The sequence below is a fragment of the Streptomyces sp. NPDC051286 genome (assembly GCF_044455345.1).
Classification (GTDB): domain Bacteria; phylum Actinomycetota; class Actinomycetes; order Streptomycetales; family Streptomycetaceae; genus Streptomyces.
This window is the reverse complement of sequence record NZ_JBITER010000027.1, coordinates 72,016-93,558: the sequence shown is the minus strand read 5'-3', so window position 1 is coordinate 93,558 and position 21,543 is coordinate 72,016. Positions and strand designations below refer to the sequence as shown.

Genomic DNA, 21,543 nt, shown 5'->3' with positions numbered 1-21,543 from the left:
TGACAGCCGGCCCCTCGTGCCGCCGGCACGAGGTCCGGTCGCGATCCCACGCGGCTCGTTCACCGAGGCGATACGCGCGGTGCCCGCAGGGATGCGGACCACCCGGGCCCTGTACCAGGCGGCGGGGGAGATGCGGAAGCTGGCGCAGTCGTACGCGTTCTCGGCATCGCAGATGGACAGCCAGGAGAAGCCGGCATTCCCGCCGCCAGGGGTGATCGTGCCGGAGCGAGCAGGTGGCTTCGGCGACGCCGGCGTGTCTGCTGAAGCTCAAGTCGACGCGCGACGGCCGGACCAGCAGCACGACGTACGTGGACTTCGGCAAGGAGAAGACTGTGCCCAGCAGGTGTGAACCCTCCTCCGGGGAGGGCTGGGCTGTGCGAGCCCGTACAGCGGCCCCGTGGAGGAGAAACCGATACGGTTGTCGGGTCGGTGGCCGCATTCTTCGGACAGGCCGGCCAGCAGGGAACTATTTGGGGGAGTTCGTGTCGTTCGACGAGGAATGGGCCCAGCTGCGCGATGCGGCGGCCGCGCGCCGGAGTGCCATGCAGATCAACAGCGTTCCGGCCGAGGGAGGGGGTGGCGGGTCCGCCGATCTGGTGGTCAACCGGGACTCCCTCGGCGCCATCGGGAATTACGCCTACGACCTGCGGGTGCGGTTGTCGAAGCAGGGCGACCACGCCCGGCCCGCCACGTTCGACGCGGCGATCGCGCTGACCAACGGTAACTTCGCGAGCGGTTCGGCGGTGCTCAAGGTGCACGACAACTGGAAGACCCACCTGAAGACGCTGCTGGATTCTTTGGCGCACATTTCGAATCACCTGGATTACACGAAGGCCCAGCACGCGAAAGACGAAGTGAAGGTCGAGGGAGATCTGGCGCCGATCTCCAAGCTCACGGAATACATGAAGTAGGGTCGGGGGACTCCGGGCATGCTCAAGTACGAGGACATAGTCGACGCCCCGGTGGCGAAACTGAAGGCCGCAGCGGACGACTGGGCCAAGATGGCCGGCGACTTGGAGAAGCTGGCCACCGACGCCGCCGACGGGATGAAGGTCAAGTCGGACAAGGCGGAGTGGGAGGGCCTCAACGCGGGGGTCACCAAGGCGTTCGTCACCAAGACGGCCAAGGAGTTCGCGGACGCCGCAGCCGAGGCCAAGGGCGTGAAGATGATCCTCGAAGAGGGTCACGCGGCCATCAAGAAGGCCATGGACGACCTGATCAACATCCGGGACCACGAAGGACCCGCGGCCGGGATCAAGGTGGACGGCGCGGGCAAGGTCAGCGCCCGCCATCCGGTCGAGGACATCCCTCCCGCCCAGCGGGCCCACGACCCCGACTACCCCGAACTGCTGCGGCAGCAGAAGGAGAACATCGCCGCCTGGCAGAAGAAGATCGACCTGATCGTCGAAAACTGCAACGACACCGACGTCTCCTTCAAGAACTCCCTCGAAGCGGACGTCACCGACCGCAAGGACTTCAGCGCCCCGAAGTTCACGAAGATGGACCAGGAGGAGGCCCACCGGGCCGCCGCACTGGCCGCCAAGGGCCGCGACATCACGCACACCGAACTCCAGGCCCTCAACGAACTGCTGAAGGACAACAGTAATTCCGTGGAGTTCTCGAAGTCCTTCTACGAGAAGCTCGGCCCGGAGAAGTCGCTGACGTTCTTCGGACAGCTCTCCACGGACACGTACGAGTACGGCAAGGTGGACAAGCAGCGGCTCAAGGACGTCCAGGAACTCCAGAAGAACCTGGGCCTCAACCTGGCCACCGCCTCCCACGACAAGGAGTTCACCGAGAAGTGGGGGCCCGAGCTGCGCAAGATGGGCACGGAACGCATCCCGCTCGCGAAGCACGACTACAACGGGCCGTTCGGCTACCAGCTGCTCGGCGGGATCATGCGGTACGGGAACTACGACGCGAAGTTTCTCAACCCGATCGCCGAGCACGTGGCGCAGCTGCACCAGAAGGACCCGTACATGTTCGCCGACAACAAGATGGTGAACAGCCCGTTCAAGAACCCGTTCAACCCATCCGGTGTGAACGGGGCGGGCTACGACCCGGCCACCGCCATGCTGGAGGCACTCGGCAACAGCCCGGAGGCGGCGAAGAAGTTCTTCACCGACGAGCCGACCGCGTACAACGAGGACGGCACGGTCAACCACGGTGCCAAGGCCGACCTCGGCAAGGGGATCGACAACTACCTCGACTTCTTCGGGAACGAGAAGTGGGAGTCCTTCCCGGACGTCAACTCCCTCGACCAGGACGAGCTCAAGGCATCGCTCGACCAGATGCCCGACGCCTTGGGTCACGCCCTGGAGGCCGCGACCCTCGGCTACCCGGCCGGGGACCCGGACGCGGGCGTGGTGCGGGACGCGGACAACGCCGCGGTCATGCAGCAGGTCATGGAGAAGTACGGAGCGGACGCCGGCCTGCTCAAGGAGCACGAGGCGATGGCCGACAGCCTGGGCACCATGGGCGCCGGCTACATCGACGACATCAACTGGGCGCTGGAGAAGAACGACGCGAACAGCCCCTTCGCGCCGGGCAAGAACCCGGACGGCCACCTCGACTTCGCGGACACCCAGGACGAGAACGGCCGGAGCGTCGTCCGGGGCTTCCTCAGCACCCTGGGCCAGCACCCGGACGCCTACGCGACGGTGTCGGCGGCGGAGCAGGTCTACACCCGCAGCGTGCTGGAAGGCCAGGTGGGCGCCGACGGGAAGATCGACACCGGCGCGGCCAGGGCGACCGTGCACACGGGTTCCGAGGTGCAGGGCATGCTCGATCAGTCCCGGGCCGACCAGGTCGAGGCCACGAACCTCAAGACCCACGAGGACTACGAGAAGGCGGTGGCCAAGCGGGCGGGGTGGGTCGAATTCGGTGCCGTGGCCGGTGTGGCCGCGGGCGTCGCCTTCCTGCCCGCGACCGCGGCCGTGGGCACGGCGGCGGTCCTCATCCCGCTGGCCACCGACACGGCCGCTGGTGGCCTCGAACAGGTCATCGGCCAGGTGGTCGGCGACATCGCCGACAACTCCGTGGACGAGCACAAGGAGAAGGTCGAGGAGCTCACCCGGGAGGAGAAGACCAAGGTTTACTCTGCGGGCGAGAGCCTGGCCGAGTCCCCGATGGAGGAGTTCATGCGGCAGCACGGCGTGACCCCCGACAGCGAGTTCGGACAGGACCTGAAGGAGTCCATGAGGATCGGCTACGCGACGGGCAACGACCGCGAGAACCAGCAGGGCAACGACCCGGAGACCGGCTGAGCCCGGTGGGAGGGCCGATGACCGGGAGTGCCGATGAACACAGAAGGAGGCAGATGGTGATCAGTCGTAGGACCCGGCGTACGGGCCTCCGCGGGGCGGCCCTGACCGGCTCCCTGCTCCTCGGGGCCGCGGGCTGCTCGGGAGGGGGCGACGGGGCCGTGAAAGAGCCGGACGCGACGGTGGCAGCCGGCGCCCTCTGCGGTGGTTCCGCCGTGTCCCCAGGCGCGGCCGAGGCGCTGAAGACGATCACCGGGTCCTCGCGGTTCGAGGCGTCGGGCGAGACATCCACGGTCGCCCATGCCGCGAAGGAGCTGACTGAGAGGTTCACGTCCTCCGCCACCGGTGACGGGGAGGTCTGCCGCGTGTACACGGCCCGGGACGAGCTCCGTATCACCTGGCAGCTGTTCAGCAGCGCACCCGTGGACGATCCGGCGGCGAAGTTCAGCGTGCTGGACATGGGGGAGCGGGCGCTGGCCGCGCCGGACGGCGCGTTCCTCCGGTTCGCCTGCCGCAGCGGAAAGGTGCCCGGTTCCGGCCTGGCCCATATCGACATCGGCGTCGAGCGTGGGGGCATGCCCAAGGAACCCGAGGGCGACCCCGAGGCACTGAAGGACGCCTACGCGACCGTCGCCCACTCCTTCGCCCTGGCCATGGCGAAGCAACTGGGCTGCGAGAACAACGGAGGGCTGAAGGCGAAACCCTCCCTGGACCCGGTGTGAACCGGCCGCCGGTACAGCGAAACGGCCGCCCCCGCACGGTGGGGGCGGCCGTTTCCGCTTCGGCCTTCCGCCCGCCCGGCGCACCGCCCTGTCGCCCACCGGGGACCGGATCCCCGATGTGCTGAGCGCCGCCGAACCATGACCATGGACGCATTCCGCGGAAGGACCGGCAGCTGACGGTCACCTCCCCTACCCGCGCCCGGCTCACCCCTCCTCCGGCGCCAACTGCGCCATCACCAGCCCGTACAGCAACTCCACGTCCACGAACTCCCCTTGCCATGGTGCCCCGCACCGCCAGCTCAGCGGGTACGTGTTGCCGTCCGGTGCGGGGATTCCCACGTACTGGTCCCGGGCGGCCGGCCCGAAGCACGTGGCACCCGGCGGCCAGTCGTACTCCTTGCTCGACCCGGGCGGGATCAGGAAGTACGTCCACCGGGCGCCCGCGACCTCCCGTACGACCGGGCCCGGTTCGCCTTCGGTGAGCGTCCCGAGGTGCTGCAGCACTGCCTCGCCCCGTACGCCCCGCAACCGGATGGCGTCGAAGTGGATGCCGGTCAGGTGGAGTTGGAGGCCTGCGGCGGGTACCCATTCGGGGCGTTTTTTACTCGTCATGACCCCAAGCGTCCAGGCCGCTGCATAGCGTGACCAGGAGGGCACGGTCCACATCGACGCGATGTGGGGAGGGAGGTGGTGGCTGTGGGGGCGAGTGGTGAGCCGTCGCAGGTCCGGCGGCTCGTGGGCGAACTGATCCGTATCCACCGGGTGCGGGCCGGGCTCACGCAGAAGGACGCGGCGGACCAGCTGTTGATCTCGGAGTCGCTGATGGGCGCGGTCGAGCGGGCGGAGCGCATTCCGTCGCTGGAGCTGCTGGCCGACGCGGACCGGGTGTTCGTCGCGGACGGTGCGCTGAAGGCGTGCATCGAGCTGATCGACGAGGAGAAGTACCCGGCGAAGTTCCTGGACTGGGCGCGGCTGGAGCGGCAGGCGCGGGTCATCAGCGCGTACGAGACGATGCTGATCCCGGGGCTGCTCCAGACGGAGGCGTACGCGTACGCCCTGTACCGGGCGCGCAAACCCGCGTACACCGAGGACGAGATCGTCCGGCACGTCGAGGCTCGGCTGGAACGACAGGCCGTGCTGATGCGCAAGCCTCCGCCCTACGTCGGGTTCGTCGTCGAGGAGTCGATCCTGGGCCGGACGCTCGGTGGCGCTGAGGTGTTGAAGGAGCAGTTGCTGCATCTGCTGGAGTGCATGCGGCGGATGAACCACCTGACGGTGCAGGTGATGCCGTCGGATCAGCACACGCACGCGGGGTTGAACGGGCCGATGCAGTTGATGTGTACGGCGGAAGGCCGCAATCTGGTCTTCGCGGAGAGCCAGGGCGGCGATAGGTTGATCTCCAGGCCGGAGCACGTGGGTGACACGTTCGACCTCTTCGGCATCCTGCGGGCCCAGGCGCTCACCCCCTGGAAGTCGGCTGAGATCATCGAAACGAAGGCGAGGCAACTGTGACCACCGGTCCCGAGCTCTCCTGGTTCACGTCCAGCTACAGCAACAACGAGGGTGGCGCCTGCGTCGAAGTCGCCTACGACTGGCGCAAGTCCAGCTACAGCGGCAACGAGGGCGAAGCCTGCGTCGAGGTCGCCACCTGCCTCCACACCATCCACGTCCGCGACTCGAAGGTCACCGACGGCCCCACCTTCGCCGTCGCCCCGGCCGCCTGGACCGCTTTCCTGGCGGGTGCCGTCGCGGGATGACCTCGGGATTGCTTCGCGCTGCCGCCGACTCCGGCAGCCAGGAGTTCGCCGGAGGCCATCGAGCCGGCCGTGCGGGAGCCTGCCTGCGCTCCACATGGAACAGGCCGAGCGTTCGCAAGTCCCGGTAACTACGGCCCTTTGTGCGAGGCCACGATGCGAGCGGACCAGGTCCCGGGGACGGCCGGACAGCTCCGGCCGCGCCCCAGGACCTGGTCGAACTGTGCGTCGTACGCGGGATGGTCAGCGCACGCCCACCGCGCGGATGAGCTCCTGCTTCACCGAGCCGCCCCGGTCGTCGCTCACGCCCGCCCGCAGCGAGACGGACTTCGCGCCGCTCGGGACGCGCAGCTCACCGTTCCAGGAGGCGTCGCGCGACGAGCTCAGCGCGACGTTCGTCCAGGTCGCCCCCTCGTCGTAGGAGACCTCCAGGGAGCCGCTGTTGAGGACACCGGTGTCCGGCGCGCCCTTCACGTACTCGCCGTAGATCCGTACGGGCACCCGGCTGCCGCCCCGGACGTCGCCGACGAGGTCGGTGTCGAGGTCGAAGCCGAGGTTGATCAGCGGCAGGAAGGTGAACCGGTCGCCCGGGGTCTCCTTGGAGCGGAAGGTCCACTCCGAGTGGCCCTTGGTGCCGAGCCGCCAGCGGGCCGGGTCGAGCGTGGTGTCGGTGACGACCTTGTAGGTGGCCTCCTCTGCGGGGGCGTTCACTACGTAGCCGCCGGAACTCTTCCTGCGGGAGACCCGCTCGCCGTTGACGTACACCTCGGTGTACTGGCTCATCGTCGGGTCGTTGTACACGTCGCCGAAGCCGGTGTGGTCCGGTCCGGAGTCGCCCCAGCCGGGCGTGTTGAAGGTCATGTAGTTTCCGGCGCGCTCCTGACCCCAGCCGAGGCCGGTGCCGAGCCACGGGTGCCAGACCGGCTTGAACCACTCCAGATCGACCTTGCTGCCGCCCCGGTAGGACGGGGTGCCGCCGCGCTCCTCGAGCGAGTCCTCCAGGTCGACGGACTCGTGCCAGCGCTGGCCGGTGCCGGTGGAGACGTACTCGGTGCGCTCGGTCGGGAAGGCGATCCACTCCTTGAAGCCGAAGCCGTACCGGAAGGTGTCCGTGATCGAGAAGCGGAACTCGCCGCCGATCTCCTTCTTGGCCGTCGGCATGTGGTACTTCGAGTGGATGGTGGCGAGTTCGTCCTCGTCGGGCCGGAAGACGAGGTCCGTGCCGATGGCTCCGGGGTGCCCCTCGGAGAGGTCGTAGGTGTACGGGGTGAAGCGGGTGCCCGTCAGGTCGAGCGCCGTCCCGCGGGCCGCGGCGGACGCGATGCTTGCGGCGTCGGCCGCGTTCACGGTGGCGACGGCGAGCGGCCGTTCCGCGCGGTCGGCGGTGCCGAACCACGCCATCAGCCGGCCGGGCTTGTCGTCGGTGACGAACAGGGCCTTGGCGCCCGCGTCCTGGGCGGTCTGGGCGAGCTGCGTGGGGTCGGCGCCCTCGGTGCGGCGGATCAGGACCGCCTTGCCGGTGACGTCCTTGCCGGCGTACTCCGCGGCGGTGCCGGTGCCTGCGTCGACGACGCCGAGGCGGTGGCGGCCTTCGAGGAGGGTGGCGCCGCGCTGCGGGGTGGCGTCGGAGAGCCGGACGCCGTCTGCGGCGGCCTCGAGCAACGGCTTGCCGAGCCGCCAGACCGTGCGGTACTCGAAGGTGCCGGTGGCGGGCTTGGTGGTGGGCGCGGCGAAGACCGAGTCGTACTTCGGCGGGACCAGGACGGCGCCGCCGAAGGAGGCCCCGTTGGCCTTGCGGTCGAACTCCATCAGGAGCTGCCGGGTCTCGGTGCGCTTCTCGACCTCGGCGCGTATCTCACGCAGTTGGCGCCCGTCGAGGGTGATCTCGCGGTCGCGGTCGAGGACGATCTCCGGATCGGTGAGGAAGCCGAGGCCGAGGGAGTCCTTGCCGTGCGAGCCGCGGACGTCGAGGAAGGTGTCGACGGTGTACGTGCCGGGCCTCAGGCGCAGTTGGACGGTGCCGGACTCGCCGACGGCCGCCGGGAACGGGTCTTCGTTCGCGGTCAGCCGCTGCACCCCGAGCCAGGCGGGGGTGGGGGCGCCGTCGCGGTCCTTGACATGGACGGTGAGGTTGTAGCGCTCCTCCTCCTTGACCAGGCCGAGCGCGGTGTGCGCGACGGGTGCGCCGCCGGAGGTGGCGGTGATGCGGCCGGAGCTGGTGCCGACGGGGGCCTTGGTGCCGTCGCCGGTGACGGTGGTCTGCGCGGTGCCGTGGGCCGGGACGGTGAGGGTGCTGTCGGCGAGCGCGGTGGTGCCCTGCGGCATGCCCTCGACGGCCAGGTTCAGTTCGGCGGGCGCGTCGGAGGAGTTGGTGTACGTGACGGTCTTCGTGACGGGCTTGTTCGACTCGTACGGCCAGGAGTAGAAGCCCAGGTCGGCGGAGCCGGTGGCGGTGACGTTCGCGGAGATCGCGGCAGCTACGTCGACCCGGCCCGCGCCGAGGGCGTACGAGGACGCGGTGAGTGTCTTGGAGCTGGACATGAGGGCGTTCTTGAGCTGGGCGCCGGTCCAGTCGGGGTGCCGCTCGGCGAGGAGCGCGGCGACGCCCGCGACATGCGGGGTCGCCATCGACGTACCGCTCTTGGAGGTGTAGAGGCCGCTGCCGCTGACGAGCTGGGAGCGGGCGGCGAGAATGGCGACACCGGGGGCGGAGATGTCGGGCTTGAGGGCCTGGTCGCCGTAGCGGGGGCCCTGGCTGGAGAAGTAGGCGGCGCGGTCGGCGGAGTCGACGGCGCCGACGGTGAGCGCGGAGTCGGCGGCGCCGGGGGAGCCGATGGAGCCCGGGGCGCCGGAGTTGCCGGCGGCGATGACGAAGAGGGCGCCGGTCTCGGCGGAGAGGGTGTTCACCGCCTGGGCCATGGGGTCGGTGCCGTCGCTGGCCTCGCTGGAGCCGAGGCTCATCGAGACGATCTTTGCGTCGATGTCCTTCGCGGCCCATTCCATGCCGGCGATGATCTGCGACTCGGTGCCGGTGCCCTGGTCGCTGAGGACCTTGCCGACGGCGAGGGTGGCGCCGGGGGCGACGCCCTGCTCCTTGCCCGCGGAGCCCGCGCCGCTGCCGCCGACGGTCGAGGCGACATGGGTGCCGTGGCCTTGGCGGTCGGCGACCTCCTGGCCCTCGATGAAAGACCGGCTCTCGGCGACCCGCCCGTCGAGGTCGGGGTGGGAGAGGTCGGCGCCGGTGTCGAGTACGGCGACCTTGACGCCCTTGCCGGTCAGGCCGGCCTCCCAGGCCTTGGGGGTGCCGATCTGGGCGTTGGAGTCGGCCATGTCGGCCTTGACCCGGGCGTCGAGCCAGACCTTCATGGCACCGGCCGAGCGGGCGCCGGGGCGGGCGGAGTCGGTGAACTCGCGCCAGAAGGCTGCTGGTTCGGTTGTTCGTAAGGCCGCGCCGCCGATGCTGGGCAGGGCCCGGACGGTCTTGGTGCCGCGCGGGGCGACGGCGGCGGCGCGGGCACCCTTGCCGTGCGTCACGATCAGTGGCAGATCGCTGGTGATGCCCTGCTCGACGAGGCCGGTGACGTCGAAGAGCCGCCGGTCGAGGACACCGGACTGCAGGTAGGTGCGGGCCTCGTCGGGTATGACGGTGATCCTGCCGTTCACGGTCTCGTTGCGGACGGCCCCGGTGGCGCCCTCGGCTCGGTCGACGGTGACGGTCTTCCGGCCGCCGCCGAGGTCGGTGAGGGTGACGCGGTCACCGGTGATGAGGGTGACGGTGGTGCTCGCGCCCCGGGCCCCGGTGAAGGTGGCCGGTGCGGACGCGGTGTCCGGGGCGGTGTCGGGCGCGGCGGCGGTCTGCCCTGCCGAGAGCAGCACCAGGGAGAGCCCTGCGGCGAGCAGGGCGGCTCTTCCTCCTGCGGAAGGTCTGATCACGACGTACTCCTCGGACGCCCGGGGGAAGGGGTGGTTCCGGGCGTCGCGGTGAGTCTGGGCCGTGGGACGGGAGTTGAAGCCTGTCGGGCGTGGCGGGTATGTGTAATGGCGGCCAACCGCCAGTAGCTGCAGCCCTGTTGGCAACCGTATGCCGGTCGGGCGTCGCAATGAGTCAGGCGTCGCAACGAGTCGGGTGGCGCGCGGATCGGGGCCGGGAGCGGTTACGGGGCCGGGTGGACGGTCGAGGCGTTGGGCCGGGTGCCGCGGGAGGAGATGCCGCGGATCGGGCTCTGGTCGAACACGACCGGGCAGAGCGTGGAGCAGACGGTCGACACGGTCCTCGCGGGGCTGGGGCGGGTGCGGATGGTGGAGAGCTGAACCGATCGCAGCGCCGACACTACAGACCTTATGTTTTATTTAGTGATACTTCCCCTATGGTTGGTACGGTAAGGCACCTTGAGGAGGAGTCAGTCGCATGAGCAATCTTTTCGTCATCGCCTACGACGATCTCGCCACCGCCAACCAGGTCCGGGACAAGCTGCTGTCCATGAACCGCGAGCACCTCGTCGAGTTGGAGGACATCGTCGTCGTCGAGCGGCGTGAGAAGGACGGCAAGATCAAGCTGCATCAGGCCGTCAGCCACGTGGGTGCCGGTGCCGCGGGCGGCGCGCTGTGGGGGAGCGTCATCGGGCTGCTCTTCCTCGTGCCGTTCCTCGGTGCCGCGGTGGGCGCCGCGGCCGGCGCTGCCGGAGGGTCCGCCATCGACACCGGTGTCAACGACGACTTCATGAAGGAACTCAGCACCAATCTCCGGCCCGGCGCCGCCGCCGTCTTCGTGCTCGTCAAGAAGTCCGTCCGCGACAAGGTCGTCCCCGAGATCGTCAAGTTCGGCGGTCAGCTCGTGCAGACCTCGCTCAGCAACGAGGACGAGGCGCACCTGCGGGAAATGATGAAGGAAGGGTTCAAGGCAGAGCCGACGACCGCCTCCTGATCTCCGGACCATACGAGAGAAGGCGACTGCCCGCGCCGCGCGCAGGGTGGTCGCCTTTCGTATGGGGGGACCCGGTGCAGATCAGGTTCCCCGCGGAGGTACGCCGTCCTTGTCGAACTCGGCGAATCCAAGCCGGTACCCGAGGACGTCGCCGACCGCCGCGGGCCGGGCCGCAACGCGACTGCCATGTTCCGTTCACGATCGGCTCCGCGGTCCTACGACCGACGGACGAGTGGCGGACCGTCTCGCGACAGGGGCCACATAAGATCTTGGCCCTTACTCTTGGGCTCATGAGTGCCCTGGAACCACGAGACGCCGGTACCGATGCCGGCACCGCCGTCGAAGCGGCGATACCGGTCCCGCCCGCCGAATCCGAAGGGGTGCTCGGCCGGACCTATCGGGCGCTCAGCATCGGCATCGTCTCCGTCGTCTTCCTGATCGCCTTTGAGGCGACCGCCGTGGGGACCGCGATGCCGGTCGCCGCCCGTGAGTTGCACGGCATCCCGCTCTACGCGTTCGCGTTCTCCGCGTACTTCACCACCAGCCTGTTCGCCATGGTCCTGTCCGGGCAGTGGGCGGACCGGCGCGGGCCGCTGGCGCCGCTCGCCACCGGGATCAGCGCGTTCGGGGCCGGGCTGCTGCTGTCGGGTACGGCGGGCAGCATGTGGATGTTCATCGCCGGGCGGGCCGTGCAGGGGCTCGGCGGCGGGCTGGTGATCGTGGCGTTGTACGTGGTGATCAGCCGGGCCTATCCGGAGCACCTGCGGCCGTCGATCATGGCCGCGTTCGCGGCGAGCTGGGTGATCCCGTCCGTCGTCGGGCCGCTCGCCGCCGGGAGCGTGACCGAGCACCTGGGGTGGCGGTGGGTCTTCATCGGCATCCCCGTGCTCGTGGTGTTCCCGCTGGCGCTCGCGCTGCCCGCGATCCGGCGCCGGGCATCGGGGCCGGCCGATCCGACGGCGCCCGTCGAGCCGTACGACCGGCGCCGCATCCTTCTCGCGCTCGGGATCTCGCTGGGGGCGGCGCTGCTCCAGTACGCCGGGCAGGAGCGGAACTGGTTCGCGCTGCTTCCGGCGGTTGTCGGGTTCGGGCTGCTCGTCCCCGCCGTGCGCGGACTGCTGCCCCCGGGCACGGGCCGGGCGGCGCGCGGGCTGCCCTCGGTGGTGCTGCTGCGCGGGGTCGCGGCCGGGTCGTTCATCGCCGCCGAGTCGTTCGTACCGCTCATGCTGGTGACCCAGCGCGGGCTGAGCCCCACGCTGGCCGGGCTGTCGCTCGCGGCCGGGGGCGGGACCTGGGCGCTCGGTTCGTACGTACAGTCCCGGCCGCGCCTGGAACCGTACCGGGAGCGTCTGATGGTGGGCGGCATGGTGCTGGTCGCCGCTTCGATAGCGGCCGCGCCGTCCGTGCTGATCGACTCGGTGCCGGTCTGGACCGTGGCCGTGGCCTGGGCCTTCGGGTGTTTCGGCATGGGCATGGTGATCGCGTCGACGAGCGTGCTGCTGCTGAAGCTGTCGGCGCCACAGGAGGCGGGGGCGAACTCGGCCGCGCTTCAGATCTCCGACGGGCTGTCGAACGTCCTGCTGCTGGCCGCGGGCGGGGCGGCCTTCACGGCGCTCGGCGGCGGCGCGGTGGGGGCCGTGCACGGGGCGGTGGAGGCGGGGGCCTCGGGGTCTCATCCGGGGGCGTTCGCGGTGGTCTTCCTGCCGATGGCGGGGGTGGCGCTGGTGGGGGCGTGGGTGGCGGCGCGGGTGCGGCCAAAGCCTTAGTGCTGCGTGGTACCACGCGGTACCATCTGTCCATGGCTGGTCTGAATCTGCGGTTCACCGAAGAAGAGCTGGACGCACTGCGTGCGCGCGCCGAGTCGGAGGGGCGGAGCATGCAGTCGTTCGCCCACGACGCGGTGATCATCGCCATAAACGAACACTCGCGCCTCTTCGACCAGGCTGCGGACCACGTGCTGAAGGTGAGTGAGGAGCTCAACCGGAGGCTCGCCTGATGAAGTACCTGACACTTCCCGAGCTGCTCAACCTTGCCGAGCGCCTCGGAGCTGCCGAGGTGCGCGACTACGGGCTGCTCGATTCGGCGCTCGCCCGCCCGCAGGCGAGCGTGTTCGGCCAGGACGCCTATCCGGACGTGTGGCAGAAGGCCGCGGCGCTCATGGAGTCCCTGGCACGCAATCATGCGCTCGTTGACGGAAACAAGCGCATCGCCTGGTATGCCACCTGGGTCTTCCTGTACATCAACGGGCATCGCCTGAGCGCGGACTTCGATGTCGACGAGGCCGAGAAGTTCGTGCTGGATGTGTGCCAGGGGGCGCTCGACATGCCCAGGATCGCGGAACGGCTCCCCGGGTTCGCCGCGTAACACTGCTCTGTGAAGAGGGTCTCAGCGGCGCCGAACCACCGCTCGTTCATACGAGGCTCCGCCCGGCCCCCCGGTAAGGTGGCCCGGTTGTCGTATCGCGTACGAGCCCCTCGCGGCCCGTACGGGCAGCGCCCCACGTACCCGAGAGCCCCGAACCGGAGACCGTGACTACTACCGCCTCCCACCACCTCTCACCCGCCTATCCCGGCCGCGCCCCCTGGGGCACGGCCGGCAAGCTGCGAGCCTGGCAGCAGGGCGCCATGGAGAAGTACATCCAGGAGCAGCCGCGTGACTTCCTCGCGGTCGCCACGCCCGGCGCAGGGAAGACCACCTTCGCGCTGACCCTCGCGTCATGGCTGCTGCACCACCACGTCGTGCAGCAGATCACCGTCGTCGCGCCGACCGAGCACCTGAAGAAGCAGTGGGCGGAGGCGGCCGCCCGGATAGGTATCAAGCTCGACCCCGAGTACAGCGCCGGACCTGTGAGCAAGGAGTACCACGGGGTCGCGGTCACGTACGCCGGTGTCGGTGTCCGCCCGATGCTGCACCGCAACCGGTGCGAGCAGCGCAAGACCCTCGTGATCTTGGACGAGATCCACCACGCCGGTGACTCGAAGTCCTGGGGCGAGGCGTGTCAGGAGGCGTTCGACCCGGCGACCCGGCGGCTCGCGCTGACCGGTACGCCGTTCCGGTCCGACACCAACCCGATCCCGTTCGTCGTGTACGAGGAGGGGAACGACGGGATCCGGCGTTCGTCGGCCGACTACACCTACGGCTACGGGAACGCGCTCGCCGACGGCGTCGTCCGCCCCGTGATCTTCCTCAGCTACAGCGGCAACATGCGCTGGCGCACCAAGGCCGGTGACGAGATCGCCGCGCGGCTCGGCGAGCCGATGACCAAGGACGCCATCGGCCAGGCGTGGCGGACCGCGCTGTCGCCGACCGGGGACTGGATTCCCAATGTGCTGGCCGCCGCCGACAAGCGGCTGACCGAAGTGCGTAAGGGCATTCCGGATGCGGGCGGGCTCGTGATCGCCACGGATCAGGAGTCCGCGCGTGAGTACGCCAAGATCCTCAAGAAGGTCACCGGCGAGAAGGCGACCGTGGTCCTCTCCGACGAGAAGGCCGCGTCGAAGAAGATCGACAAGTTCAGCGAGGACGACTCGCGGTGGATGGTCGCGGTCCGGATGGTGTCGGAGGGCGTCGACGTGCCGCGTCTCGCGGTCGGTGTGTACGCCACCACCATCTCGACCCCGCTCTTCTTCGCCCAGGCCGTCGGGCGCTTCGTGCGGTCGCGCCGGCGCGGCGAGACCGCTTCCGTCTTCGTGCCGACCATCCCGATGCTCCTCGACTTCGCCAACGAGATGGAGGTCGAGCGGGACCACGTCCTCGACAAGCCCAAGAAGGGCAGTGACGAGGAGAACCCGTTCTCCGAGGAGGACAAGCTCCTCGCCGACGCGGAACGCCTGGAGGACGAGGAGACCGAGGACCAGCTGCCGTTCGAGGCGCTGGAGTCCGACGCGGTCTTCGACCGGGTGCTGTACGACGGCGCCGAGTTCGGCATGCAGGCGCACCCGGGCAGCGAGGAGGAGCAGGACTACCTGGGGATTCCCGGGCTGCTCGAACCCGACCAGGTGCAGTTGCTGCTGCAGAAGCGGCAGACTCGGCAGATCGCGCACAGCAGGCAGAAGCCGGCCGGGGAGGCCGATCTGCTGGAGAAGCCGGCGGAGGCCCGGCCGGTGGTCACGCACAAGCAGCTGCTGGGGCTGCGCAAGCAGCTCAACACGATGGTGTCGGCGTACACGCACCAGAGCGGCAAGCCGCACGGTGTGATCCACACCGAGCTGCGGCGGGTCTGCGGAGGGCCGCCGAGCGCGGAGGCGACGGCGGGACAGATCCAGCAGCGGATCAAGAAGGTGCAGGAGTGGGCCACCCGGATGAGGTGAGTCCGCTCGGGTCAGGTGCCGGCCCGGTACGGGGACAGGGATCCTCGTGCCGGGCCGGCGTCGTCCGGTCGCCGGGTCAGGCCGCCGGGGCCGACGGGGTGTGTCCGTGAGCCTCCAGCGAGAGGTCCTGCCAGTCGGCCCAGGTCTTGAGCCGGTCGGTGTAGACCTGCTGGACGATCTGGTTGCCCTGGGCGCCGAAGAACACGCGCAGGGGCGGGTTTTCGGAGTCGACGATCTTGAGGAGTGCCCGGCCTGCGGCAGCCGGGTCGCCGAAGTCGAGCGTCTTCGCGAACGCGGCGAAGCTCTCGCGGAGACCGTCGTAGAGCGGGTCGGCCGGGGCGTGGACGGCGGAGGCGATCGCGTCGGTGGCATACGAGCCGGGCTCGACCAGGGTCACCTTGATGCCAAAACCGGCGACCTCTTGGGCGAGGGATTCGCTCAGGCCTTCGAGGGCCCACTTGGAGGCGCCGTATCCGCCACCGAGCGGAAATGCGGAGACGCCGGCGACCGAGGAGATCTGGACGATGTGCCCTCCGCCCTGCACGCGCAGGTGGGGCAGCGCGGCCTGGACGACCCACACCGCGCCGAACAGGTTGGTCTCCAACTGGTCGCGCAGGTCCTGCTCGGTCAGTTCCTCGACAGCGCCGGACAGGCCGTAGCCTGCGTTGTTCACGATGATGTCGAGGCGGCCGAAGTGCTCCTTGGCCCGCTTCACGCTCTCGTGGACGGCGGCCTTGTCGGTCACGTCCAGCTCAAGCGGGAGCACCGCCTCGCCATAGGCGGCGACCAGCTCATCCAGGTGTTCGGGGTTCCGGGCGGTCGCGGCCACCTGGTCGCCGCGGGACAGGGCGGCCTCGACGAAGTTGCGGCCCAGGCCGCGTGACGAACCGGTGACGAACCAGACCTTGCTCATGATGTTCTTCCGTTCTTTCTGCGGTGACGGGTACAGCCGTGAGGGACAAGGCGAGGTCGATCCCGGGACTGGGCGGCCGGCGGGCAGCTTCGTCCAGGAAGCGGTGCAACTCCCTTACGGTTGTGGGCGGATATACCTCTGTGACGAGACAGCCCGGCGATCTGTGACGTGGATGAATGTGACGGGCGTCTCGCCGTCGCACCGCGGCGCAGACTCCCGGCGCCGCCGATACCGCTGCCCCGCGGCGAAGGTTTGTCAGGTCCGCCGGATCGTGGTGATGTCGAGCTCAAGCGTCACCTTCGCGCTGACCAGAAGCCTGGTCGCGGCATTCCAGTTCACGCCCCAGTGGTTGCGGTCGATCGTGACGCCGCCCTTGAAATTGACCCGAGTGCCGCGCTGGGGGAGGTTCTCGGCGCCGGTCAGCTCGAAGTCCACCGTGACCGGCTTGGTCACACCGCGGATGGTCAGGTCACCGGTGACCCTGAAGCCGGTGTCGGCGAGCTGTTGCACCGTGGTCGAGGTGAAGACGAGGGTGGGGTGGTGGTCCGTGTCCAGGAATGTGCCACACAGGTGGTCGTCACGCCGCTGGTCGCGGGTCTTGATGCTCTTCGCCTGGATCGTGAGCCGGACATTGGACTTCGACGGGTCGTCGCCGTCGAAGTGCGCACCGCCCTCGAACTCATCGAACTGGCCACGCACCCTGGTGGCCATCGCGTGCCGGGCGACGAAGCCGATCCGCGTACGGGTGGTGTCGAGCACGTAGCCGCCGGTCAGATCGCTCAGTGTGGTCATGGTTGACATGCTGGGTCGCTCCTGGTGGGAAAACAGGTGGTTGATCTCTCGGTTCCGGAACGGTCACGACTCGCGGACGGACCCGGGCGCCGGCTGGGATGCCGAGCCCGCCAGCGGGGTGGTGTCGAAGTACCGGACCTCGTAGAGGCGTTCGGTGAACTTCCAGCCGTCCTGGGTGCGCCGGTAGCGGTCGTGGTACAGGGAGTAGTTCAGGTGCGAACTGCCGTCGCGCATGCGCCCGAACTCCGCGACATAGGCACGGCCGACCGCGGTGTCGCCCTCGATCCGGATCGTGCCCGGGTGCACGGTCTGTACGAAGTACTCCCAGTGATCCTGCAGCCTCTCGATCGCGGCGCGGATCTCCGCCCGGCCGACGAACTCGACGGGGATGTGGGGCATCCGCCACGCGCCGTCGTGGGTGAACAGCGACGCGAAGCGGTCGTAGTCGTGCATCATCCCCGCGTCGGTGAACTCGCCGCGCAACGCTTCGATCTCGACGCGATCCGCAAGGGCCTGAAGGTCGGTCATGGCGTCCTGGGGTCTTCCTGTTCGATGGCTGGTGTTCGTCTCAGCAGTACGACGAGACGACCGCCCGGAATGTGAGGTCGACGTACCGCCTCACATTCCGAGGGGGTGGCTCGTCGTACTGGTGTGAACAGATGCGACCAAGGAGAGTCGGAAACACCATGAACACCTTGTCCGAGCCGGAAGTCGGTGGGCTCGATCCGGGCCTGAGCGCGATCATGAGCGAGCGGCATCAGCTGATCGGCGTGGCGTACCGGCTCCTCGGTTCGCTGGCCGATGCCGAGGACGTCGTCCAGGAGACCTACGCACGCTGGTACGCGATGTCCCACGAGCAGCAGGAAGCCATCAACCGTCCCGGTGCCTGGCTGACCAAGGTCGCCAGTCGCATCTGCCTCGACCTGCTCGGCTCGGCACGGGCCAGGCGCGAGAGCTACGTGGGCGAATGGATCCCCGAGCCGCTGCCCGGACGTCCGGAGTGGATCAACGAGAGGCCGGGCGACACCACGGTCGACCCGGCGGAGAGGGTCACCCTCGACGAGTCGGTCCACATGGCCTTCCTCGTCGTCCTCGACTCGATGACCCCGGCCGAGCGCGTCGCGTTCATCCTGCACGACGTCTTCCGCTACTCCTTCGCCGAAGTGGCCCAGGTCGTCGGCCGCACTCCGGCCGCATGCCGCCAGCTGGCCTCCTCGGCCCGCCGGCGCATCCGTGCATCGCAGGCTCCTGAGGCTGCGGCCGATCGGCGTGCCGGCATCGTCCGGGAATTCAAGCGGGCTTGGGAAGCCAAGGACATCGACGCGCTCATCGGCCTCCTCGACCCCGACGCCAGCGCGATCGGCGACGGCGGCGGCCTCGTCCTCGCCGAGTTGCGCCCCGTCGAAGGCGACGGGCAGATCGCGCGCTACCTGGTCGATCTCGTCGGCATGGCCCCCGACCTGACGATTCTGGAGCGCACGGTCAACGCTCAGGCCGGTCTGACGGTGCAGCAGGACGGCGTCACCGTGGCGGTGTTCGCGTTCGACGTCGCAGGCGACCGGATCGCGCACATCTGGGCAGTCCGGAACCCCGAGAAGCTCCGGCCCTGGACGGCGCAGACGGCATAGCCGTCGATCCGGCCGGCGCGGATCGTCCGCGGGATTGCCTCTCGTGTCACAGACGGGCGGGTTGTCTCGTCTCGGTTCTCACAGACAGGTTCTGATCAGAAAGGTGATGATCATGCGGGTGTTCGTGGCAGGGGGGACCGGTGTTCTCGGGCGGCGGCTGGTGCCGCAGCTGGTGGCGCGGGGGCACCAGGTGACGGCGACGACGACGACCGCGACCAAGCTGGGCCTGCTGCAGCGGCTGGGCGCGGACGGTGTCGTCATGGACGGTCTGGACGCGGTATCGGTCGGTGAGGCGGTGGCCCAGGCGCAGCCGGACACGATCGTGCATCAGATGACCGCCATCGCGGGCAAGCCCGACATGAAGCACATGGACCGCTGGTTCGCCACCACCAACCGGCTGCGTACCGAGGGGACGGACCACCTGCTTGCCGCCGCTCAGGCGACCGGCGTGTCCCACGTCGTCGCGCAGGGGTATGCGAACTGCAACGGCATCCGCGAGGGCGGCTGGGTGAAGACCGAGGAGGACCCGCTGGACCTGATGGCAGGTACGTCCGCGGCCCCTGGCATGGCGGCGATCCGCCATGTCGAGGAGAGGGTCGTGGGTGCCGGCGGCGTGGTCCTGCGCTACGGCGGGCTCTACGGGCCGGGCGCCACCGACGACCAGGTCGAGTTGATCCGGAAGCGGCAGTTCCCGCTGGTGGGGCGCGCCACCGGCTACAGCTCATGGGTGCATCTCGATGACGCGGCGAGCGCCACCGTCCTGGCCGTGGAGCAGAAGGCGAGGGGCGTGTTCAACATCGTCGACGACGAGCCGGCCCCGGCCGCCGAGTGGCTGCCGTTCTTGGCGGCGTGTGCGGGGGCGAAGCGGCCGATGCGGGTCCCGGTCTGGCTGGCCCGGCTGCTGGCCGGGCAGGTGGCCGTGGTGATGATGACCGAGGGACGCGCCTTCTCCAACGCCAAGGCCAAGCGGGAACTCGGCTGGGAGCTGCGCTACCCCTCGTGGCGGCAGGGCTTCAAGCGGGAGCTGGCGTGACCCGGGCAGAGGAGTTCGAGGACCTGCGGCCGCTGCTGTTCTCGATCGCCTACCGGATCCTGGGCAGCGTGAGCGAGGCCGAGGACGCGGTCCAGGAGACCTGGCTGCGCTACGAGGGCTCGCCTGCGCAGCCGGTCTCGGTCAGGGCGTTCCTGTCGGCTGTGGTGACCCGGGTCTCGGTCGACGTGCTGCGCTCGGCCCGGGTGCGGCGGGAGAAGTATGTCGGGGCGTGGTTCCCCGAGCCGCTGCTGACCGACCCCTACGAGGATCCGGAGCGCTCCGCGGAGCTGGCCGACTCGGTGTCGATGGCGGCGCTGTTGCTGCTGGAGCGGCTCAGCCCGCTGGAGCGTGCGGTGTTCGTGCTGCGGGAGGTGTTCGGGTTCGGGTATGCGGAGGTCGCGTCGGCGGTGAGGCGTTCGGAGGCGGCGTGCCGCCAGCTCGCGGTGCGCGCCCGCCGCCACATGGACGCCGGGCGCGCCCGGTTCGAGGCCGACCGGAAGGAACGTGAGGCACTCACCGAGCGGTTCTTCGAGGCCTTCCGGGAAGGGGACGTCGACGGGCTGTGCGAACTCCTCGCCGCCGACGTGCAGATGGTCGGCGACAGCGGCGGCAAGGCCCCGCTGTGGGGCACGGGCGTCATCGGCGCCGAGAAGGTGGCCCGGCTGCTCGCCGCGCTCGTCGCACCGTTCGCCCGGATCGGCGGCGTGGTGGAGCTGCATGAGGTGAACGGCCAGCCGGGTGCGATCTTCCGCGACCGGGACGGCAGGGTCATCAACACCTGGACGCTCGACGTCCTCGACGGACAGATCCAGACCATCCGCACGGTGCTCAACCCCGACAAGCTCGGGCACGTGGGTCCGGTGGCGGACGCCTGGTCGGTCCTGCGCGAGGCGTACCAGGCTCGCCGGCCCGCGCACTGACCGCGTACTCCTGGCCGAGCCGGGGTCGGCCGCGCGCCTTGCGCGCAGGTGGTCACGGTAGCGGGGCGACCAGGGTGGGCCGGTACGGGGGGCGATGCGCTGGGCGGTCGGCTCGGGGACGCGGGCGGAGCGCTTGACGGTGTTCAGGGCCACGCCCGGGCGGCGGGAACAGTCGAGCAGGCCCGACGCCCTGGCCGAGGAGCTCGTGGACCTTGTGCCGCGCCCCGGCGGCCTCCGCCCACAACGCTCAACGGAGCAGAGTTGAAATCTTCAACATCCGTTCACCGTGAGTTTGCCATGGATCACGTGGAGCGCCGCAATGGCGTCGGTCGACGTGAACGCGCGTAGATACTCCTGGTCCGGCCGGCGCCGCGCTGACCGGCGCTTACGCTTCCGCGGCACAGCCGCCCTTCCGCGTGCGCCCGGATTCTGAACGAGGTCTTCCGCTGAGCGGACTGGCTCGCTACTGTCCCCGAAAAGTGAACGCCCCGTGGCAGCGCCGCCGCGGAGCGCAGCCGGTGCCTTGGCCGCCGGCGGCCTCTCCGTGCGTCGCCGCTGGGACCGGCGACGCAACATCCGTGAGGGTGCCGCCACTCACCGAAGAGGAGAGGGCGTCGTGACCGCGGAGACCTCCCAGACGCTCGACCGGGGACTGCGTGTCCTCAAGCTGCTCGCCGACACCGACCACGGGCTGACCGTCACCGAGTTGTCCAACAAACTCGGCGTCAACCGCACCGTCGTCTACCGGCTGCTGGCCACACTGGAGCAACACGCCCTGGTGCGCCGCGACTTGGGCGGCAGGGCCAGGGTGGGACTCGGTGTGCTGCGCCTGGGCCGCCAGGTGCATCCGCTGGTACGGGAGGCTGCGCTGCCCGCGCTGCGGTCCCTGGCCGAGGACATCGGAGCCACCGCCCACCTGACGCTGGTCGACGGCAGCGATGCGCTGGCGGTTGCCGTCGTCGAACCGACCTGGACCGACTATCACGTGGCCTACCGGGCCGGCTTCCGTCATCCGCTCGACAAGGGCGCCGCGGGCCGGGCGATCCTGGCCGCACGGGCGAAGCCGGTGCCCGAGCCCGCGTTCACGCTCACGCACGGCGAGCTGGAAGCGGGCGCGAGCGGCGCGGCGGCGGCCCTGATCGGGGTCATGGGCGTGGAGGGCAGCGTGGGGGTGGTGATGCTGGCGGACGCGATACCGGAGCGGGTCGGCCCGCGAGTCGTCGACGCGGCGCGCGAGGTCGCGGACGCGTTGCGGTAGTACCGGGGTCGTCCGGTGGCCGCTTC

Annotated in this window: 20 protein-coding genes and 1 pseudogene; 15 read left to right on the top strand and 6 right to left on the bottom strand. The window is 69.6% G+C overall.

What is annotated here, in order from left to right:
• Positions 1 to 482: 482 nt before the first annotated feature.
• The 3 genes from ACIBB8_RS25365 to ACIBB8_RS25355 are packed head-to-tail and all read left to right on the top strand — an operon-like array spanning position 483 to position 3,985.
• Positions 483 to 911 (top strand): hypothetical protein, encoded by a 429-nt coding sequence (locus tag ACIBB8_RS25365; protein ID WP_398955755.1) that lies wholly within the window; start codon positions 483 to 485, stop codon positions 909 to 911.
• Positions 912 to 929: 18 nt separating this feature from the next.
• Complete coding sequence (locus ACIBB8_RS25360) at positions 930 to 3,266, top strand: hypothetical protein (RefSeq protein WP_398955753.1); 2,337 nt, start codon at positions 930 to 932, stop codon at positions 3,264 to 3,266.
• A gap of 53 nt (positions 3,267 to 3,319) precedes the next feature.
• Positions 3,320 to 3,985 carry a hypothetical protein gene (locus tag ACIBB8_RS25355; RefSeq protein WP_398955751.1) on the top strand — a complete coding sequence of 222 codons (666 nt, stop codon included), beginning with the start codon at positions 3,320 to 3,322 and terminating at the stop codon, positions 3,983 to 3,985.
• 204 nt (positions 3,986 to 4,189) lie between these two features.
• On the opposite strand, the gene ACIBB8_RS25350 is transcribed toward ACIBB8_RS25355, so the two are convergent.
• Entirely contained in the window at positions 4,190 to 4,597 is a 408-nt protein-coding gene (locus ACIBB8_RS25350; protein ID WP_398955750.1) for a hypothetical protein, read from the bottom strand.
• Between the two features lie 78 nt (positions 4,598 to 4,675).
• Between ACIBB8_RS25350 and ACIBB8_RS25345 the strand changes: the two genes are divergently transcribed.
• Both ACIBB8_RS25345 and ACIBB8_RS25340 read left to right on the top strand, forming a co-directional pair.
• Positions 4,676 to 5,497 carry a Scr1 family TA system antitoxin-like transcriptional regulator gene (locus ACIBB8_RS25345; RefSeq protein ID WP_398955747.1) on the top strand — a complete coding sequence of 274 codons (822 nt, stop codon included), beginning with the start codon at positions 4,676 to 4,678 and terminating at the stop codon, positions 5,495 to 5,497.
• Entirely contained in the window at positions 5,494 to 5,742 is a 249-nt protein-coding gene (locus ACIBB8_RS25340; RefSeq protein WP_366692576.1) for a DUF397 domain-containing protein, read from the top strand. Before ACIBB8_RS25345 ends, ACIBB8_RS25340 begins: the two co-directional genes overlap by 4 nt.
• Before the next feature lie 240 nt (positions 5,743 to 5,982).
• Here the strand turns inward: ACIBB8_RS25340 and ACIBB8_RS25335 are convergent, their stop codons facing one another.
• Positions 5,983 to 9,672, bottom strand: a complete 3,690-nt coding sequence (locus ACIBB8_RS25335) for a S8 family serine peptidase (RefSeq protein WP_398955744.1) — start codon at positions 9,670 to 9,672, stop codon at positions 5,983 to 5,985.
• Between the two features lie 249 nt (positions 9,673 to 9,921).
• Here ACIBB8_RS25335 and ACIBB8_RS25330 point away from each other — a divergent pair, with 249 nt between their 5' ends.
• The 6 genes from ACIBB8_RS25330 (at position 9,922) to ACIBB8_RS25305 (ending at position 14,973) form a co-directional block, all read left to right on the top strand.
• Entirely contained in the window at positions 9,922 to 10,050 is a 129-nt protein-coding gene (locus ACIBB8_RS25330) for a hypothetical protein (RefSeq protein ID WP_398955741.1), read from the top strand.
• A gap of 97 nt (positions 10,051 to 10,147) precedes the next feature.
• On the top strand, positions 10,148 to 10,663 hold the full coding sequence (locus ACIBB8_RS25325; protein ID WP_366692579.1) for a DUF1269 domain-containing protein: 516 nt from the start codon (positions 10,148 to 10,150) through the stop codon (positions 10,661 to 10,663).
• 290 nt (positions 10,664 to 10,953) lie between these two features.
• Positions 10,954 to 12,429 (top strand): MFS transporter, encoded by a 1,476-nt coding sequence (locus ACIBB8_RS25320; RefSeq protein ID WP_398955739.1) that lies wholly within the window; start codon positions 10,954 to 10,956, stop codon positions 12,427 to 12,429.
• A 32-nt stretch (positions 12,430 to 12,461) separates the two neighbouring features.
• Positions 12,462 to 12,659 carry an Arc family DNA-binding protein gene (locus tag ACIBB8_RS25315; protein WP_398955737.1) on the top strand — a complete coding sequence of 66 codons (198 nt, stop codon included), beginning with the start codon at positions 12,462 to 12,464 and terminating at the stop codon, positions 12,657 to 12,659.
• Positions 12,659 to 13,027 (top strand): type II toxin-antitoxin system death-on-curing family toxin, encoded by a 369-nt coding sequence (locus ACIBB8_RS25310; RefSeq protein WP_398955735.1) that lies wholly within the window; start codon positions 12,659 to 12,661, stop codon positions 13,025 to 13,027. Before ACIBB8_RS25315 ends, ACIBB8_RS25310 begins: the two co-directional genes overlap by 1 nt.
• 164 nt (positions 13,028 to 13,191) lie before the next feature.
• A complete protein-coding gene (locus ACIBB8_RS25305) occupies positions 13,192 to 14,973 on the top strand; it encodes a DEAD/DEAH box helicase (RefSeq protein ID WP_266985115.1) in 1,782 nt (593 codons plus the stop codon).
• A 76-nt stretch (positions 14,974 to 15,049) separates the two neighbouring features.
• Here ACIBB8_RS25305 and ACIBB8_RS25300 read toward each other — a convergent pair whose 3' ends face one another.
• The 3 genes from ACIBB8_RS25300 to ACIBB8_RS25290 form a co-directional block, all read right to left on the bottom strand.
• Complete coding sequence (locus tag ACIBB8_RS25300) at positions 15,050 to 15,886, bottom strand: SDR family NAD(P)-dependent oxidoreductase (protein ID WP_398955731.1); 837 nt, start codon at positions 15,884 to 15,886, stop codon at positions 15,050 to 15,052.
• 255 nt (positions 15,887 to 16,141) lie between these two features.
• A complete protein-coding gene (locus ACIBB8_RS25295; protein ID WP_398955729.1) occupies positions 16,142 to 16,678 on the bottom strand; it encodes a YceI family protein in 537 nt (178 codons plus the stop codon).
• 63 nt (positions 16,679 to 16,741) lie between these two features.
• Entirely contained in the window at positions 16,742 to 17,206 is a 465-nt protein-coding gene (locus tag ACIBB8_RS25290) for a nuclear transport factor 2 family protein (protein ID WP_398955726.1), read from the bottom strand.
• A 158-nt stretch (positions 17,207 to 17,364) separates the two neighbouring features.
• Between ACIBB8_RS25290 and sigJ the strand changes: the two genes are divergently transcribed.
• From sigJ to ACIBB8_RS25275, 3 genes are all read left to right on the top strand, one after another.
• Positions 17,365 to 18,306, top strand: a complete 942-nt coding sequence (gene sigJ, locus ACIBB8_RS25285; protein ID WP_398955724.1) for an RNA polymerase sigma factor SigJ — start codon at positions 17,365 to 17,367, stop codon at positions 18,304 to 18,306.
• A 106-nt stretch (positions 18,307 to 18,412) separates the two neighbouring features.
• A complete protein-coding gene (locus ACIBB8_RS25280) occupies positions 18,413 to 19,339 on the top strand; it encodes an NAD-dependent epimerase/dehydratase family protein (protein ID WP_398955772.1) in 927 nt (308 codons plus the stop codon).
• Positions 19,336 to 20,259 carry an RNA polymerase sigma-70 factor gene (locus ACIBB8_RS25275; RefSeq protein WP_398955722.1) on the top strand — a complete coding sequence of 308 codons (924 nt, stop codon included), beginning with the start codon at positions 19,336 to 19,338 and terminating at the stop codon, positions 20,257 to 20,259. Before ACIBB8_RS25280 ends, ACIBB8_RS25275 begins: the two co-directional genes overlap by 4 nt.
• A gap of 12 nt (positions 20,260 to 20,271) precedes the next feature.
• On the opposite strand, the pseudogene ACIBB8_RS25270 reads toward ACIBB8_RS25275, so the two are convergent.
• A pseudogene (locus ACIBB8_RS25270) lies at positions 20,272 to 20,476 on the bottom strand (ISL3 family transposase); the annotation flags it as partial.
• A 399-nt stretch (positions 20,477 to 20,875) separates the two neighbouring features.
• Here ACIBB8_RS25270 and ACIBB8_RS25265 point away from each other — a divergent pair.
• Positions 20,876 to 21,517: an IclR family transcriptional regulator gene (locus ACIBB8_RS25265; protein WP_398955720.1), complete on the top strand. Its 642-nt coding sequence runs from the start codon at positions 20,876 to 20,878 to the stop codon at positions 21,515 to 21,517.
• Positions 21,518 to 21,543 lie beyond the last annotated feature (26 nt).